This window comes from Sorangium sp. So ce590 (assembly GCF_051521365.1).
GTDB lineage: Bacteria > Myxococcota_A > Polyangia > Polyangiales > Polyangiaceae > Sorangium.
The window spans coordinates 700,433-716,594 of the sequence record NZ_CP150346.1; the positions used below are offsets into that span (position 1 = coordinate 700,433).

A 16,162-nucleotide genomic window follows, 5' to 3' on the forward strand; every position below is an offset into this window, starting at 1 on the left:
GCTCGGTGCATCCCGCATCTCCGTGGTCGATGTCCTGTTTTGCCGGGCCGTCGCAGCGTCGAGCGGTCGAATCGTGCACAGCTGTGCTCGCGGTACATGGCTTGCTCCCGGGTGCGCCACGGCCGTGCTCGCGGCCGCACTTAGAAAGGAAGATGGCGAATGAAGCGAACGACTCGTATCGGGGCCCTTCTGACCGTCCTGTCCCTCGTCGCGTGCGGCGGCGAAGGTGCAGATACCGCCCCGACGGACACCGCCATGAGCAGCAAGCAGCTCAAGGACCTGACGGCCGATGACGTCCAGTCCACCTGCGACTCGCTCGAGGCGAGGGTGAAGCTCTCCAAGGAGGATGCGTGTGAGTATATGGGTCTACTCGCGGCTTCCACCCTCGAGAAGCCGTGCGGCACGTTGAGGGACGAGTGCGTCGCCGCGGCGGATCCGGCCGAGGATGAGAACATCGAAGCGGACTGCATGCCTCCGACCGACCAGCGCGCGGGCTGCACCGCCACCGTGGCGGAGTACGAGGTCTGCCTGATCGCCCAGACGCAGCTGGTCCGGGCGCTCACGTGCGACTCTGCCCTGAGCTCGCTGGACGTCGTTCCTACGGAGTGTGATGCGGTGGCGCGCAAGTGCCCGCAGCTCGTCGCGACCGCGGGCGAAGGCCAGGGCGCCGAGGACCCCTGAGCGCGGCGCCGCGGAGCGGGTGATCGGCAATCGTCGGCGCTCGATCGACCGACGCGCGCGCGACCGACGCGCGCGCCTCGCTGCCTGAACGAATTACGGGTAGGCCCGACACGGCCGCTCAGCGGCCGTGAACCCCCTTATCCCACCTCCGTTCTCGTGGATCTTTTGATTCCCACCGATATTCGCGCTCGTCCGCGCCTTCGAGGGCAACTCGTCGTAAGATGGGCCCCGACGCCGGCGTGTCCGGGGGGCTTTCGGCCCCGGCGCATCGGCACGAGCGAGGCCGCGGCTCCCGCCGAGGGCTCGCTCGAACCGAGGAGGATTTCATGAAGATCACCAAGCTTTCCGGAGTGTTCGCCCTGCTGCTGCTCGCCGCTGCGCCCGCATGCGGCAAGGACGAGCAGCCGGCCGAGGCGAACGCGACGGTCGAGGCGACCGCCACCGCCGAGTCGACGATCGGCGAGGGCGCTTACGTCGAGGAGCACGAGAGCGGCAAGGCCGCCTTCAACGTCGCCGCGGACGGGAACGTCAAGGCCGCGGTCACCGGTCCGGACGGCGAGCCGATCCGCGAGGACGTGAGCGGCACGCTGCTGTGGAAGGATGCGTCCGGGGAGAAGAGCGTGCCGCTGACGTTCGACGCGAAGGCCGGCGTCCTGGTCGCCGCCGGCCCCAAGCTCGACGCCGACCTCACCGAGATCGGTTACACCCTCAACGTCGCCGGCAAGCCGTGGAGCGGCACGCTGCACGTCCCCGCGGGCGGCACCGCCGAGCTCTACGCCAACGCCAAGGGGGCGGCGGATCTCGGGCTCCCGGAGGGGAAGCTCGGCCCGCACGGCGGGCGCATCGAGATCGTCGGCGACGACCGCCTCGAGCTCCTCGTCGACGAGGCGACCGGCGAGGTCCGCGTCTTCGCGCTCGACGCCGATCTGAAGCCCATCGACATCGGCGAGCGCAAGGTCACGCTCGGCGTGGTGGCCGAGGCGCCGCAGGTGGTCGTGCTCGTCCCGGTGGCCGCGACCGCGGGCGTCGCCGCGGGGGCGTACCTGACCGGCAAGCTCGCGCTCGCCGCCGATCCGCTGAAGGTGACCATCGCGGTGCGGAACGCCGGTCGCTCGGCGGTGGCCCTGTGCGGCTACCGGGCCGGAGCGGCGTTCGCCGTCCACGCGCGCGCCCCGCGCGTGAAGCTGCGCATGAAGACCGACTGGCACGCGCACGCGCACGCGCACGCCGACCTGAAGGCGAAGGCCGATCTCGATCCGAAGGTCCACGTCCACGCCGGGGCCGGCGCGAAGGCCAACGCGAAGGCCCACGTGAACGTGAAGGCGCCGAGCGTCCGGGTGACGCCGCCGAGCGTGAACGTGAAGATCAAGGCGCCCAGCATCTCGATCCCCAAGCCGAGCTTCAAGGCGTCGGCCTCGGCGCGCGCGAGCGCGGGGGCGAAGGTGGGGACGCACTGACGTGCGCCCCGGGGGGAGGGGCGCGCGGCGCGGGCCCTTCCTCCCGTTCCTTCCGCCGGTTCCTCCGAGGCGTCGGAGAGCGCACCGCGGGTCAACAGGCTCTCATGGGCACGCGACCGAGTTCGGCAAGCACTGGTTGCACGTCGTGCCGCCGCCGGGCTCGCAGCAGTGGAATCCCGAGGGGCACGCGGGGCCGGGGGGCGGCTCGGGGTCGTACACGCGCTCGGTGCACACGGTGCCGCAATCCAGCATGAGGCCCGTGTTCCTCGAGGTCTCGTACATCCAGGTCCGATTGGGCGGGAAGAGCGCGGCCTGCTGCTTCATCGAGAACGAGGGCGCGTCGAGGTAGCGACCCGAGTGGACGCCCACGATCGCGCGCACGCCGTCGCGGGTGAGGAGCCAGGGCGCACCCGAATCTCCGCCGCAGGTGTGCTTGCTCCCGTAGGACGACTTGATGGTGCGGACATTGAAAGACTCTCTGTCCATGACGAAGCCGGTGGCGATGCGCTTCGTGCTGTCGGAGCCGCCGCAGCCCGGGTCCGACAGGCCATAGCCGATGATCGAGAACTCGCGGTCGCTTGTCGAGTTCGACGTCCAGGGCGACGTGTAGCCAAAGAGCCTGGCCGTGCCGGTGACGCCGAGGTTGACGCCGGACGCGCCCGTGAGCCGGACGATCGCGATGTCATGATCAACGTCCGGCGAGAGCCCGGAGCCATAGAACGTGTGCTGGTACGTGCGCGCGTTGCCGGTGTAGACGTTCACGACCGAGCCGGCGGTGTTGCGGGTGCTGACGCTGACCGTCGTGAGCGCGCCCTGGGCCAGGCTGTCGACGCAGTGAGCGGCGGTGAGCAGCCAGTGCGCGGTGAGGACGGACGCCGTGCAGCGGGCCCCGATGCCGGTGAACGTCAGGTTCACGATCCACCGCTCTGCGGTGGTCGCGGGCGAGTTGGTGAGAGGCTGCAGCGCCTCGCCCACCTCGTCGGCGCCCTCGAGCTCCAGCTCGCTCCAGCTGGTCGCGCCCTCGGTATCCATCGCGCAGCCGCTTGTGGCGAGCACAGAGAAAGAGAGGGCGGCTGCGAAAGCATGAGTCGATTTCATGTGATGTCTCCCTGAACTGATTGGCTATGAGCGGGTCATGCCCTGTGTTGGTGATGAACAGCGCTGCGCGCGAACGCGCGCTTCGACCTCGATGAAGGCAAGCTCGTCTCTGCGTGCCCGGTCAAAGCCGCGTGTCGGCGAGGAGAGCAACACTCGGGCCAGCCCTCGGGCGCAGAGCGCGGCAGCCTTCACGGCCCGCGCGCCGCTCGTCAGGCGATTGATCTGCACTACGGGACGGTCCCGCGTTGCGCGCCGTGGCGCGCTGGAGGCCGTCAATTGCGCGAGGACCTGCTCACTGTGCGAAGTCTTGCGCATGCGCGCTGCGCTGCCGTTGCTCGGCCAGATCACGCGCATCGCGCGTCGCCCGGTCGCGTTCCGGAAGGAGCCCGGCGCGTACGAGCCCCCGGAGCGGTCGGACGCCTGAAGCGGGGCCAGGCCAGCGCCGTCCACGCGCGCGCCCCGCGCCCCGGAGGGAAGGGCGGGCGGCGCGGGCCGCCCGGCGAGCTCTTTCCTGCGGACTGCCTACGGGTGCTGGCGGTCCTCGGCGGGGCCGCCGGCGTGGTCGAGGTTGCGGGCCGTGTTGATCAGCCCCACGTGCGAGAAGGCCTGGGGGAAGTTGCCCACCAGCCGGCCGGCGCTCGGGTCGTACTCCTCGGCGAGCAGCCCCACGTCGTTCCGCAGCGAGAGGAGCCGCTCGAACAGCGCTCGCGCCTCGTCGACCCGCCCCTGGAGGGCCAGGTTGTCGGCCAGCCAGAAGGAGCAGAGCAGGAAGGCGCCCTCGCCGGGCGGGAGCCCGTCGACGCCGGAGCGGGTCGGGTAGCGCTCCACGAAGCCGTCGCGGCTCAGGCGCGCCTGGATGGCGGCCACGGTGCCGACCATGCGGGGATCGGTCGCGGGGAGGAAGCCGACGAGCGGCAGCATCAGCAGGCTGGCGTCCACGTCCTTGGAGCCATAGTGCTGCACGAAGCTGTTCAGCCCCCCGTCGAAGCCCCGCGCGCAGACCTCGGCGTGGATCTCGTCGCGCAGCCTTCGCCACGTGGCCGCATCGCCCGGCAGGCCGAAGCGCTCGACCGCCCTCACCGCCCGGTCCATGGCCACCCAGGCCATCACCTTGGAGTGGGTGAAGTGGCGGCGCGGCCCGCGGATCTCCCAGAGCCCCTCGTCGGGCTCGCGCCATGCCGTCTCGAGGAAGCCCATCACCGCCCGCTGCACCTGCCAGGCGTCGTCGCTGAGGGTCAGCCCGGAGCGCCGGGCGAGGTGGAGCGCGTCTATCAGCTCGCCGTAGACGTCGAGCTGGTGCTGATCGTAGGCGGCGTTGCCGATCCGCACCGGCGCCGAGCCCTCGTAGCCTGGCAGCCAGCCGAGCGTGAGCTCGGTGATGCGGCGCTCGCCCGAGAGGCCGTACATGATCTGCAGCTTCGCCGGCTCGCCGGCCGCGGAGTTGACGAGCCAGGTGCGGAAGGCCTGCGCCTCGTCGAGGTAGCCGCCAGCCATCAGCGCGTAGAGCGTGAAGGTCGCGTCGCGCAGCCAGCAGTAGCGGTAATCCCAGTTGCGCACGCCCCCGAGCAGCTCGGGCAACGAGGTTGTCGGCGCCGCGATGATCCCGCCGGTCGGCGCGTAGGTGAGGGCCTTGAGCGTGATGAGCGAGCGCAGGACGTCGTCGCGATAGGCGCCCTCGTAGGTGCAGCGGCCCGACCAGGCGCGCCACCAGGCCGCGGTGGCGTCGAGCTCGTGCACCGGGTCGAGGGCGAAGGGCACGGGCGCATACGTGGGCGACCAGGTGAGCGCGAACGGCACGCGGTCCCCGGCGGCGACGGTGAACTCCGCGACCGTCCGCAGATCTTCGCCGTGCAGCGGGACGGGCGTGTGCAGAAACAGGGTGTCGGGCCCGGCCGTGGCCCGGATGCCGTCGGGGGTGCGCTGGACCCACGGCACCACCCAGCCGTAGTCGAAGCGGATGATCAGCTCCAGGCGCAGGGGCACGACGCCGCGGCGGCCGACGACGAGGCGCATCACGTCGGGGGCGGCGTCGCGGGTCGGCATCCAGTCGATGACGGAGACCACGCCGCGCTCGGTCTCGTGCTCGGTCTCGAGAATCAGCGTGCCGGGCCAGTAACGTCGGCGCACGCTGCGCGTGGGCTCGGCCGGCGCGATCTGCCAGCGGCCGTGCTCGGGCGTGCCGAGCAGCGCCGCGAAGCAAGCGCCCGAGTCGAAGCGCGGGAAGCAGAGCCAGTCGATCGATCCGTCGCGGGCCACGAGGGCCGCCGTCTGACGATCGCCGATCAGCGCGTAGTCCTCGATCCGGGAAGGCATGGGGCGGCTCCTCTCAGCGGGAGAGCGGCGCGGAGCCAGGAACGCCGGGGTGTACGGTCAACGCGCGCATCGCATCGCTCCTGTGGGGCGCTCACCGCTGCACGCCCGCAGCGCACGAGGACCTCGGCGAGGCCGCATGCCGGTCGAGCGCTGCGGTGCCGGGTCGGAGCCGTCCTGGACGGGGAGTCGGGCCATCCAGCGGGCTCGGGCGTGAACGCCCTCCTGCTTCTCCACTTCTCCATCCATCACGGTCTCCTTGTGCCTTCAGGGGAGCGACGGAAGCGGGGGAGGGGCCGTGCTGGCCGCATGACGCGCGCGCAGGCGCTCATCCTGGCAGCGCGCGATAATCGATCTTCCCCGTCGCGGTCCGCGGCAGCTCGTCCATCATGACGATCTTCTCCGGGACCATGTACGGAGGCAGCCGCTCGGCAAGGTACATCCTGAGCGCGTGGTCGTCCGCGTCCCCTGCGAGGGCGACGAAGCCACGGAGCGCCTTGCCGAGGCGCGCGTCCTCGACGGCGATCACGGCGGCCTGGCGCACGGCCGGGTGCGACGCGAGCGCCGCCTCGATCTCGCCCGGCTCGACCCGGTAGCCCCGGACCTTCACCATCCGGTCGATGCGGCCGCGGAAGTAGAAGAGCCCGTCGGCCCTGCGCTCCACCCGGTCGCGCGTCCGGTACGGGCCGCCGTCGACGGTCGTCGGCCCCGAGACCACGAGCTCGCCCGTGCCAGGGCCCTCGATGATGCGGCCGTCCTCGTCTTCAGCGAGCAGCGCGCAGGCGGCGTAGGGGCACGCGCCGCCGATCGGGAGCTCGCTCACCCCGTCGAGCGCCGCGCGGTCGACGCGGTGAAACGTGCAGACGTTCGTCTCGGTCGGGCCGTACAGGTTGTAGAGGGCCGCGCCGGGGACGCGCGCCGCGAGCGCCGCGAGCTCGCGCGGCGGGAACACCTCGCCGGCGAACAGGAGGGCGCGCACCGGCGGGGGGAGCGCCCCGGCCGGAGCGCCCGCGTCCGCCGCGGGGAGCGCCGCGGCGAGCTTCATGAACATCGACGGCACGCCGTAGACGACCGTCGGCGCGAGCGCCGAGACCGCGTCGCGCAGCGCGCGGCCCGAGGCGAGATCGCGCCGCGCCATCGTCGCGAGCGTCGCGCCGGCGCGGAGCGTCGCGAGGTGGTCGAACCACGCGAGATCGAAGACGAGCTCGGCCACGCGGAGGACCCGATCCGCCGGCGCGAGGCCGATGAGGTCGATGCAGAAGGCGGTGAACGCGTCGAGCCCGGCCCAGGTGATGGGGACCGGCTTCGGCTCGCCGGTGCTGCCGGAGGTGTGCAGGATGCACGCGAGCTCCTGCGCCCCGGCTTCGCAGGCTTCGCCGCCCGCCCCGGCTTCGCGGGCTTCGCCGCCCGCGCCTGGGGGCGCCGCCCCGCGCAGCACCCGCCCCTCGGCGTCGAGCTCCACGCGCGCAAGGCCCCCGCCGAGCTCGGCGCCGATGCCGTCGGCGAGGGCCGCGGCGGCGGCGTCGAGCACGAGCGCGCGGCATCCCCGGGCCCGCGCGATCCGCCCGAGCCGCGCGGGCGGCGCGGTCGCGTCGAGCGGGACCGCCACGACGCCGGCCGTGAGCACCCCGGCGAGCGCCACCGGCTCGTCGTGGGCGCGGCCCGAGGAGAGCAGCGCCACCCGGTCTCCGGGGCGCACGCCCGCCCCGGCGAGCGCCGCGCCGACGGCCGCCGCGCGCGCCGCGAGCTCGGCGTACGTGACCGCGGCGCCGCGCGACGCGAGCGCGACGGCGTCGCCGCGCGCGGCCAGGTCCTCGACGCGCAGCCGGTAGGGGCCGGCCACCGCGGCCTCGCTAGCCCTGCGCGGCCGCGATGCGGCCGGCGACGAAGCGCGCCATGCGGTCCACGGTCGACACCTCGTCGACGTCCACCTCCTCGTCCGGGATCTTCACGCCGAAGCGCTGCTCGATGAACACGAGCACCCGCGTCAGCGACATGGAGTCGAACCCGGACCCGCCCTCGAAGAGATCCTCGTCCGGGGCGAGCGGCGCCTTGCGAAGGAGGATCTCGTTCACGATATGGTCGTGCAGCGCGCGCCGCACCGCCTCGAGGTCTTGTGTCACCGCGATGCTCCCTCTCCTGTCCGGGCGCTCAGCCGAGCGCCGGCGTCGCCTTGCGGGCAAGATAGTCGATGAGGTCGATCTTGGACACGACGCCGAGGACCGTGTCCTTGTCGACGACGAGCGCGATCTTCGCGTCGCTCAGGACGCCCTTCAGGAGCTCGACCTTCGTCGCCGGCGTCACGGTCGCATAGTCGCTCTCGACGAGCCCGCCGATGCTCGAGTCGAGCGTGCCGCTCCCCTTCACGAGGTGCCGCAGCAGGTCGACCTCGTGGACCATCCCGCGCAGCTTGCCGTCCTCGGTGACCGGGAGCTGGCTTATCCCGTGCGATTTCATCATGTCGATGACGTCGCGGACCCGGGCGTTCGCGTCGGCGGTGACCACCGCCCCGCTCGGCTTGACGGCGAGCAGATCGCGCACCGTCCCGAGGCCCTTGTCCTCCTCGAGGAAGCCGTTCTCTCGCATCCAGTCGTCGTTGAAGATCTTGGAGATGTACTTGGACGCGCCGTCAGGCAAAAGGACGAGGATGTTCTCTTTCTTCCCGCTCTGCCGCGCATACTTGATCGCGCCGGCGACCGCCGCGCCCGCGGAGCCGCCCACGAAGAGGCCCTCGAGCCGCACGAGATCCCGGGTCATGAGGAAGCACTCCTTGTCGTCGACCCGGACGATCTCGTCGATGATCTCGAGGTTCATCGTGCTCGGAAAGAAATCCTCGCCGATCCCCTCGACCTTGTAGGCAAAAGGCTTCGTGATCCGCTGGGTCTTCACGTAATCGTAATAGAGCGATCCCACCGGGTCGACGCCGACCATCTTGATGTTCGGCTTGCGCTGCTTGAGGACCTTGCCCACGCCGCTGATGGTGCCTCCCGTCCCCATGCCGGCGACGAAGACGTCGAGCTCGTCGCCGCACTGCTCCCAGATCTCGGGGCCGGTGGAGCCGACGTGGGCCTCGGGGTTCGAGGGGTTATGATACTGGTTCGAGTAGAAGCAGTTCGGCGTCTCGTCGGCGATGCGCCTCGCCACCTGGTAATAGCTGCGCGGGTCGTCGGGCTCGACGGCGGTCGGACAGACCACGACGCGGGCGCCGTAGGCGCGCAGGGTCGCGATCTTCTCCTGCGACATCTTGTCTGGCATGACGAAGACGCACTTGTACCCGCGGATCGCGGCGACCATGGCGAGGGCGGCGCCGGTGTTGCCGCTGGTCGCCTCGACGATCGTCCCGCCCGGCCTGAGTCCGCTCGCCTCGGCGTCGCGGATCATGTTCAGCGCGACCCGATCCTTGTGGCTGCCGCCCGGGTTCAGGTACTCGCACTTGACATAGATGTCGCTCTCGATCCCCTCCGTGACCCGGTTCAGCTTGACGATCGGCGTGTTGCCGACGGCTCTCGTGATATCGCTGAGCGCGCCTCGCATCATGGAGGGACCTCTACCCGCCGCGCGCCGCAGCGACAAGAGGAGCGAGCGGGCGCGGAGGGCCCCGTTACATCGCCTCTCGCGCCCGGCGCGCGGCGGCTCACGGGCGCTTTCGCGATCGTCGGGCGGCGAGGGTATAGGGTCTTATCCATGATCTCCCGCCGAGCCGTGATCGCCGCGTGATGCGTTCCACGCGCACCGGAGCGCCCGTCGCCCTCGACGCGGCGCGCCCGGGCGGCGCCGAGCAGCCCGCGGAGGTCGTGCGGGAGCCGGTCCGCGAGGCCGGTTCGCGAGACAGGGCGCCGCGCGCCCCGGGGAAGATCGCCGGGCGGCCCCGGCCATGCGCCGCACCGTCGTGGTAGGCTGGCGAGATGGGCTCCGAGCCGAAGGTTCACCCGAGCGCCGAGACGGCGCTCCTCGATGTCCGCTCCAAAGAGATCGCGTTCAGCCGTTTCCGCGTGCAGGTGACGGCCGGCCCCGACGCCGGGTCATCCCAGGTGTCGGACGCGACCGAGTTCGTGATCGGCACGGCGCCCGGCAACCAGCTCATCCTGACCGACCGGGCGGTGTCGCGGCACCATTGCGTGATCACCGTCACCCCGCGCGGCTTCCTGCTCCGCGATCTGGGCAGCAAGAACGGCACGACCCTCTCCGGCTTCCGCGTCGAGGCGGCCTACCTCCAGCCGGGCGCCACGCTCGGGCTCGGGCAATCGACCCTCCGCTTCGAGCCGCTCGCCGAGCAGATCCGCGAGCCGCTCGGCGACGAGGAGCGGTACGGCCGGGTGCTCGGGCAGAGCACCGCGATGCGCCGCATCTTCGCGGCGCTGCCGCGGATCGCCGCGTCGGACTCGACGGTGCTCATCGAGGGAGAGACGGGCACGGGCAAGGGCCTGCTCGCCGAGGCGATCCACGAGAGCAGCCCGCGCGCGCGCGGGCCGTTCGTCGTGATCGACTGCGGATCCATCCCGCCGACGCTGATCGAGGCCGAGCTCTTCGGCCACGCGAAGGGGGCGTTCACGGGCGCGCAGGCGGCGCGCGCCGGCGCGTTCGAGGCCGCGCGGGGCGGCACCGTGCTGCTCGACGAGATGGGCGAGCTCCCGCTGGACATGCAGCCGAAGCTCCTGCGCGTGCTCGAGGAGCGACAGATCCGGCGCATCGGCACGATCGAGCCGATCAAGCTCGACATCCGGATCATCGCGACGACAAACCGCGATCTCCGCCAGGAGGTGAACCGCGGGAATTTCCGGTCGGACCTCTATTACCGGCTGAACATCGTCCGGCTCCGCGTCCCCGCGCTGCGCGAGCGCCCCGACGACATCGCGCTGCTCACGGCGCACTTCTACCGGCAGCTCGCGCAGGGGCCGGACCAGAGCCCGCCGGGCGACCTCCTCGAGGCGTTCATGCGCCAGGACTGGCCGGGCAACGTCCGCGAGCTGCGCGGCGCGGTGGAGCGCGCGGTGCTGATGATCGATCCGGCGCTGTTCCGCGAGGCGGTGATGGGCTCGGGGGAGAGGGAGAGCGGCCTCTCGGCGCCGGAGGCGCTCCGGGACGACGAGCTCAGCCTGTCGTTCCGAGAGGCGAAGGAGCGCGCCGTGGCGCGCTGGGAGCGGACGTATCTGACGGCGCTCGTGCGCGGGAACGGCGGCAACCTCTCGCGCGCCGCCCGCGCGGCGCGGATGGACAGGAGCCACCTGCGCGAGCTCCTCCAGCGGCACAGCGTCTCGGCGACCGAGGTGTGACGGCGCGAATCTGCACGGAAGTCCGGCCTTCCCCGGCCGGACTTCCGTCGGGCGAGCCAGCGCCCGCCCGTTGCTGCGGGCGAGCAGGGGGCGACCTCTACTGATTGTCCTTCTGCCGGTTCTCTCCCTTGAGCTCCTTGGCCTTCCCTTCAGCGGCCATCTGCTCGTTGTCGACGAGCTTTCCGATCCGGTTCTTGATGGCGCCGGCGGCCTCCTCGAGCGCGCCCTGCGCGCGCTCATCCGCCTTGGCGTCCTCCTGCTGGACCTTTCCTCGGAGCTCCTTGGCGCGGCCCTCCGCTTCCATCTGCTCGTCTCCCATCAGCTTGCCGAGGCCCTTCTTGATCTTGCCGCCCAGCTCGTCGGCAGCCCCTTCATTACGGTCGCTCGCGTTGCTCATTGTACCCTCCTCCGGGTGGACACCCGTAGAACATGTCTGCGGTGCGCCATGATCTCTGCACCTGGCAACATCTGAACCTAGCAACCGCCGCGCCACCGCGGCGCGCCGGGTCTTGTCGAGGTCGTGAGGGCGAATGGGGCAGGCTACCTCGCCCGCCCCCTGTTTTTCAGCTCGCCTGAGGCAATACGCCACGCTGCCCTCAAGCAAGCAGTCCCACAGCGCAGTCCGACCGTCCTGGCTCTCCAGAACGCATTCTGCGCCGCGGTCGAATCTCGCGACGGGAAAGGTGACCCGGCGCTCTGTCCGCGGCGTTCAGCTCGCCTGTGGGCCTGTGGAGAGGCCGGACTCCACGGCATGGCGCGGCGCTTGCTGAACAGGCTGCATAGCAACCAGGAGCGCTTCGCTCCGATCCGGGAGGTTCATCATGTCGTTCATTCTCTTTCTCCTGTTCGGCCTCGTCATCGGCGCTCTGGCCCGCCTTATCGTCCCGGGGCGTGAGCCTGGCGGGTGGGTCGTCTCGATGATCATCGGTGTCGTCGGCTCCTTCGTCGGCGGGCTGCTCGGCCGCATGCTCTTCATGTACCGTGAGGGCGAGCCGGCGGGGTTCTTCATGTCCCTGATCGGCGCCATCCTGCTCACCGCCGGGTATCAGGCGATCGCGCGGCGCCGTTCGGCGGTATGAAAGGGTCGATTGACCCTCTCGTGAGGCGCTACGCCCGAGCTCGTCCCGGGGCGCGACGTGGCGGAGCTCCCGCTCCGCTGCAGTACCCTGTGGCGTCTCGGATCACCTCGGGTCGACCGCACGACGAGCGGTGGATGAGGCGTCGCTGTCCATGAGCCCGTCTCTCGGGCTCAGGCGCCGCGGCGCTCTCCTCCCCCCCGCGGTGGGCCGGAGGGGGCCCTGCTCGTCGCATGGCTCATCCCCCCAGGGTCGTGCGACGAGCAGGACCGCCTCTGGCCGGCTTGCCCGGTAGAGCTTCTTGCCCGGTAGAGCTTGACGCGGCAGGATGCTCTGGGCTTGCTAGCGCGCTCCGCGCTCCCGCCCAAGGTCCTGCCATGTCGTTCTCCATTCTGCCCCCGCCGATCACGCCCCTCGCCGCGATCCTGCCATCCGAGCCGTTGCTCCTCATGGGCGCCGGTCCGGTGCCCATCCCGCAGGCGGTCGCCCAGGCGAACGGGGTCATCATCAATCACCTCGGCCCCACCATGGACCGCGTCATCCAGAACGTGAAGTACATGGCGGCCTACGCGTTCCAGACGCGCAGCGACAAGATCATCGGCATTGCCGGGCCCGCGTCCGCGGCGATGGAGATGGCCGTCTCGAACCTGTGCTGGCCCGGGCGCAAGGTCCTCTGCCTGAAGGTGGGGACGTTCAGCGGGCGCCTCGGCGAGATGGCGCTCGGCGTCGGCGCCGACGTGACCTTCCTCGAGGGGCCGCCCGGCCGGCCCGTGACGCTCGCGGATGTGCGCGAGGCGATGAAGAAGCAGCGCTACGACGTGGTCACGATGGCGCACGGCGAGACGTCCTGCGGCGTCCGCATGGTGGAGCTGCCGGAGATCTGCAAGCTCGCGAAGGCGCAGGGCGCCCTCACGATCGTCGACGCGGTGGTCACGCTCACGGCCATGCCGGTGCACATGGACGAGTGGGGCATCGACGTCGGCATCGTCGGCGGCCAGAAGGCGCTGTCGTCGATCCCGGGCGTGTCGGCCTGTGCGTTCTCGCAGGACGCGTGGAAGGTCGTCGAGGAGCGCCCCTCGCCGCGCCCGCACTGGTGCTACGACGCCACGCGCGCGCAGCGGTTCTGGGGCTACCAGCAGTACCACTACACCGCGCCGGTGCCCGGCGTGCTCGCGCTGCACGAGGCGCTGCGCCTCGTCTGCGAGGAGACGCTCGAGCGGCGGTTCCGCCGCCACGAGATGAGCTCCCTGGCGATGCAGGCGGGCCTCGAGGCGATGGGGCTCGAGCTGTTCGCTTCGAAGGACGTGCGCCTCAACAGCGTGCTCGCCATCAAGCTGCCGGCCGGCGCCGACAGCGCCCGGATCCGCGAGTACATGACCAAGGCCTTCCGCGTCGAGATCTCGGGCGCCTTCGGCCTGAACATCGTGCGCGTCGGCCAGATGGGCGAGCAGTGCCGCTCGCACAACCTGTTCAAGACGCTCTACGCCATGGGCATGAGCTTCCAGCGCGAGGGCGTGAAGCTCGACGTCTCCGAGGGCATGGCCGCGCTCGAGCAGGGGCTCGCGGGCGATCGCAAGTACTTCGTCGACTAGCTCCGCCCGCCTGCGCCACCGGCAGTCCGGGGAGGGATCACCTGGCTTTCGCCATGGGTCGCGGCTGTGAGCGCCGGCTCGCGGCGCTGCGCGGCCTCGATCCGGCTCCGGTGCGCGTCGAGCAGGTCGCTGCGCGTCAGCATCCCGAGCACCTTGCGGGGCGCCTGCCGGGACACGACAGGGAGCCTCCCCACGCCCTCGGTGACCATGTGATCGGCGGCCTCGCGGAGGGAGCTATCGTCGAACACCACGGCGGGCGGCCGCCGGATGAGGTCGCGGATCGCGAGCGCGCCGGGCTGCTCGGTGAGCACATCGCGCTGGGTGACCACGCCGACGAGCTCCCCTCCGCGGTCCACGACCGGGAAGCCCTGGTGGCGCGAGCCTTCCGCCTGCGACAGCAGAAAGGCGCGGGCCGCCTCGACCGTGTCGTCGGCGGCGAGCGTCACGGCGGGGCGGGAGCCGGCGTCGCGCACGGTGATCTGCGCCAGGTGATCGGCCGCGTACTCGACCATCACGCGCGCGCCGCGGCGGGCGAGCTTCTCGGTCATGATGGAGTGCCGCATCAGCAGGCTCGAGACGAGGAACGCCGCGCTGCAGCCGCCGAGCAGCGGCAGCAGCCCCATCGGCTGCCGGGTCGTCTCGAACGCGAAGACGACCGAGGCGAGGAGCGCCCGGGAGGCGCCCGCGAAGATCGCCGCCATCCCGACGAGCGCGGCGACGCGCGCGTCCACGCCGAGCCAGGGGAAGAGCGCGGCGGCGGAGAGGCCGAGGATCGCGCCGAGCCCGCCGCCGATGGTGAAGAGCGGCGCGAGCGTCCCGCCCGAGGTGCCGCTGCCGAGCGCGATCGACCAGGAGACGAACTTCAGCACCGAGAGCGACACGAGCGCGGCGAGCGCGAGGTGGCCGCTCAGGATGTCGTCGATGTTGTCGTACCCCACGCCGAGCGTCTGCGGCGCGACGTAGCCCACCGCGCCGATCGCGACGGCGCCGATCGCCGGCCACCACATCCAGTGGAGGGGCAGCCGCTCGAACGCCTCCTCGATCGCGTAGATCGCGCGGGTCGCGCCCATCGCCGCGACGCCGAGCGCCGCGCCGAGCGCGATGTAGAAGGCGAGCGCGGGGCCGGTCGAGGGCGCCACGGCCGCCATCTCGAACGCCGGCGCGGTCTGGCCCGCGGCCAGGCGCGCCGCGGCGGCCGTGGCGGCGGCGAAGGCGACGGGGATCACCGAGCGCGGGCGGTACTCGAAGAGCAGGAGCTCGATCGCGAGCAGCACGGCCGCCACCGGGCTCCCGAAGGTCGCTGACATGCCCGCCGCCGCGCCCGCGGCGAGCAGCGTCTTGCGCTCGTCCGCGGTGGTCCGGAGCAGTTGCCCGACGAGCGAGCCGAGCGCACCGCCTGTCGCGATGATGGGCCCCTCCGCGCCGAACGGCCCGCCTGTGCCGATCGCGATCGCCGCGGAGAGCGGCTTGAGCAGCGTCATCCGCGGCGGGATGCGGCTCTGGTTGAAGAGCACCTGCTCCATCGCCTCCGGGATCCCGTGGCCGCGGATCGCCTGGGAGCCGTAGCGCGCCATCACGCCGACGACGAGCGCGCCGGCGATCGGCACGACGAGCACGAGCGCGCCCACCTGGTGCTCGGCGGGCGACGCGGGCGCGGCGGACAGCCGGCCGAAGAACGCGAGGTTCGTGATGACGGCGATGAGCGCGGTGAGCAGCTCCGCCGCGAGGAAAGCGACGCCGGCGATCGCGATCGCGAGGCCGCTCACGAGGACGACGCGCCGGTCGACGGCGGCCCTGGGGGCGGGGACGTGGAGGACCTCGAGGGCCGGGCCCATCGAGGGGGCGACCGGGATGCTCTCGGCGGCCGCGGTGTGGGGGGGGTTCACGCTCGACATGTCAGCTCTCGCTCTCGTCTCGGGCGGCGGCGGCGAGGGCTTCTTCGCCCTCGAAGAACAGGGGCGGGGCCTCGTCGCCGGCGCCGAGCGCGCGGGCGAGGGTGGTGAGGCTCTGCGCGAGCCCGCGGCGCTCGTCTTCCGGCAGGCGGTCCACGGCGGAGACGAGCTCGGCCTGCACGGTGCGCGGCGCGCGGCGGAGCAGCGCGCGACCGGCAGGGGTGAGCGAGATCTCGGTCCGGCGCGCGTCCTCCGGCGAGGGGCGCCGGGTGACCAGCCCGCGCTCGGCGAGGCGCGTCACCACGACCGAGACCGAGCTCTGGTGGGTGAGCGTGCGCCGCGCGAGCTCGGCGACCGACGCGGCGGCCGCCTGGTCGAGCTGCTGCAGCACGAACAGCTGCGCGCTGCTCAGGCCGAGACGCCGCTCGCACGCGCGCGAGGAGACGCGCAGGCGCTGCACGATGGCGCGGATCGCGTCCATGACCCGCTGCGCGTCCGGCCCGCCGGGGGCCTGCTGCTCGGCGGCCTTCCGCCGCGCTGGTGGAGATGCATGGGAGCCCATATATTGCGCGGGAAGCTACGCCGCGCGTCGACCGAGCGCAAGCGGCGCGCGGGGTCAGCGGGGGCCGAGGCGGGGCCGTCCTCGACGGGGTACGCCGGGGAGGGCGGCCGAGGCGGTCTTCCACGTGGGCGTGCGGCGCGCGGCGCGCGCCCACGTGGAAGACCGCCCATCGGGCGGACCGCGCGGGGGATCCTTCGCGGGGCGTCGCCTGCGCGGGCGAT

At 71.8% G+C, this 16,162-nt stretch carries 13 protein-coding genes; 5 read left to right on the forward strand and 8 right to left on the reverse strand.

Annotated elements, in window-relative coordinates:
• Positions 1-159: 159 nt before the first annotated feature.
• Entirely contained in the window at positions 160-681 is a 522-nt protein-coding gene (locus tag WMF28_RS02665; RefSeq protein WP_437600456.1) for a hypothetical protein, read from the forward strand.
• A 326-nt stretch (positions 682-1,007) separates the two neighbouring features.
• Positions 1,008-2,138, forward strand: a complete 1,131-nt coding sequence (locus WMF28_RS02670) for a hypothetical protein (RefSeq protein ID WP_437600457.1) — start codon at positions 1,008-1,010, stop codon at positions 2,136-2,138.
• A 102-nt stretch (positions 2,139-2,240) separates the two neighbouring features.
• Here WMF28_RS02670 and WMF28_RS02675 read toward each other — a convergent pair whose 3' ends face one another.
• The 5 genes from WMF28_RS02675 to WMF28_RS02695 all read right to left on the reverse strand — a co-directional run bounded on the left by WMF28_RS02675 (position 2,241) and on the right by WMF28_RS02695 (position 9,083).
• On the reverse strand, positions 2,241-3,170 hold the full coding sequence (locus tag WMF28_RS02675) for a trypsin-like serine protease (RefSeq protein WP_437600458.1): 930 nt from the start codon (positions 3,168-3,170) through the stop codon (positions 2,241-2,243).
• Between the two features lie 588 nt (positions 3,171-3,758).
• The gene (locus tag WMF28_RS02680) at positions 3,759-5,549 is read right to left on the reverse strand and encodes a glycoside hydrolase family 15 protein (RefSeq protein ID WP_437600459.1); all 1,791 of its coding nucleotides are present in this window, start codon (positions 5,547-5,549) and stop codon (positions 3,759-3,761) included.
• Between the two features lie 325 nt (positions 5,550-5,874).
• Positions 5,875-7,389, reverse strand: coding sequence for an AMP-binding protein (locus WMF28_RS02685; RefSeq protein WP_437600460.1), 1,515 nt, complete (start codon positions 7,387-7,389; stop codon positions 5,875-5,877).
• A 10-nt stretch (positions 7,390-7,399) separates the two neighbouring features.
• The gene (locus tag WMF28_RS02690; RefSeq protein ID WP_437600461.1) at positions 7,400-7,669 is read right to left on the reverse strand and encodes an acyl carrier protein; all 270 of its coding nucleotides are present in this window, start codon (positions 7,667-7,669) and stop codon (positions 7,400-7,402) included.
• A 28-nt stretch (positions 7,670-7,697) separates the two neighbouring features.
• Positions 7,698-9,083, reverse strand: coding sequence for a cystathionine beta-synthase (locus WMF28_RS02695; protein ID WP_437600462.1), 1,386 nt, complete (start codon positions 9,081-9,083; stop codon positions 7,698-7,700).
• 368 nt (positions 9,084-9,451) lie between these two features.
• On the opposite strand from WMF28_RS02695, the gene WMF28_RS02700 reads away from it, so the two are divergent.
• Entirely contained in the window at positions 9,452-10,819 is a 1,368-nt protein-coding gene (locus WMF28_RS02700) for a sigma 54-interacting transcriptional regulator (RefSeq protein ID WP_437600463.1), read from the forward strand.
• A 97-nt stretch (positions 10,820-10,916) separates the two neighbouring features.
• Here the strand turns inward: WMF28_RS02700 and WMF28_RS02705 are convergent, their stop codons facing one another.
• Positions 10,917-11,216 carry a CsbD family protein gene (locus WMF28_RS02705; RefSeq protein ID WP_437600464.1) on the reverse strand — a complete coding sequence of 100 codons (300 nt, stop codon included), beginning with the start codon at positions 11,214-11,216 and terminating at the stop codon, positions 10,917-10,919.
• Between the two features lie 424 nt (positions 11,217-11,640).
• Between WMF28_RS02705 and WMF28_RS02710 the strand changes: the two genes are divergently transcribed.
• Positions 11,641-11,898 carry a GlsB/YeaQ/YmgE family stress response membrane protein gene (locus WMF28_RS02710; protein ID WP_437600465.1) on the forward strand — a complete coding sequence of 86 codons (258 nt, stop codon included), beginning with the start codon at positions 11,641-11,643 and terminating at the stop codon, positions 11,896-11,898.
• A gap of 374 nt (positions 11,899-12,272) precedes the next feature.
• Positions 12,273-13,487 carry a pyridoxal-phosphate-dependent aminotransferase family protein gene (locus WMF28_RS02715; protein WP_437600466.1) on the forward strand — a complete coding sequence of 405 codons (1,215 nt, stop codon included), beginning with the start codon at positions 12,273-12,275 and terminating at the stop codon, positions 13,485-13,487.
• On the opposite strand, the gene WMF28_RS02720 is transcribed toward WMF28_RS02715, so the two are convergent.
• Together WMF28_RS02720 and WMF28_RS02725 are read right to left on the reverse strand one after the other, a co-directional pair.
• Positions 13,484-15,382: a chloride channel protein gene (locus tag WMF28_RS02720; protein WP_437600467.1), complete on the reverse strand. Its 1,899-nt coding sequence runs from the start codon at positions 15,380-15,382 to the stop codon at positions 13,484-13,486. The genes WMF28_RS02715 and WMF28_RS02720 overlap by 4 nt on opposite strands.
• A gap of 1 nt (position 15,383) precedes the next feature.
• Positions 15,384-15,941: a MarR family winged helix-turn-helix transcriptional regulator gene (locus WMF28_RS02725; RefSeq protein WP_437600468.1), complete on the reverse strand. Its 558-nt coding sequence runs from the start codon at positions 15,939-15,941 to the stop codon at positions 15,384-15,386.
• Positions 15,942-16,162 lie beyond the last annotated feature (221 nt).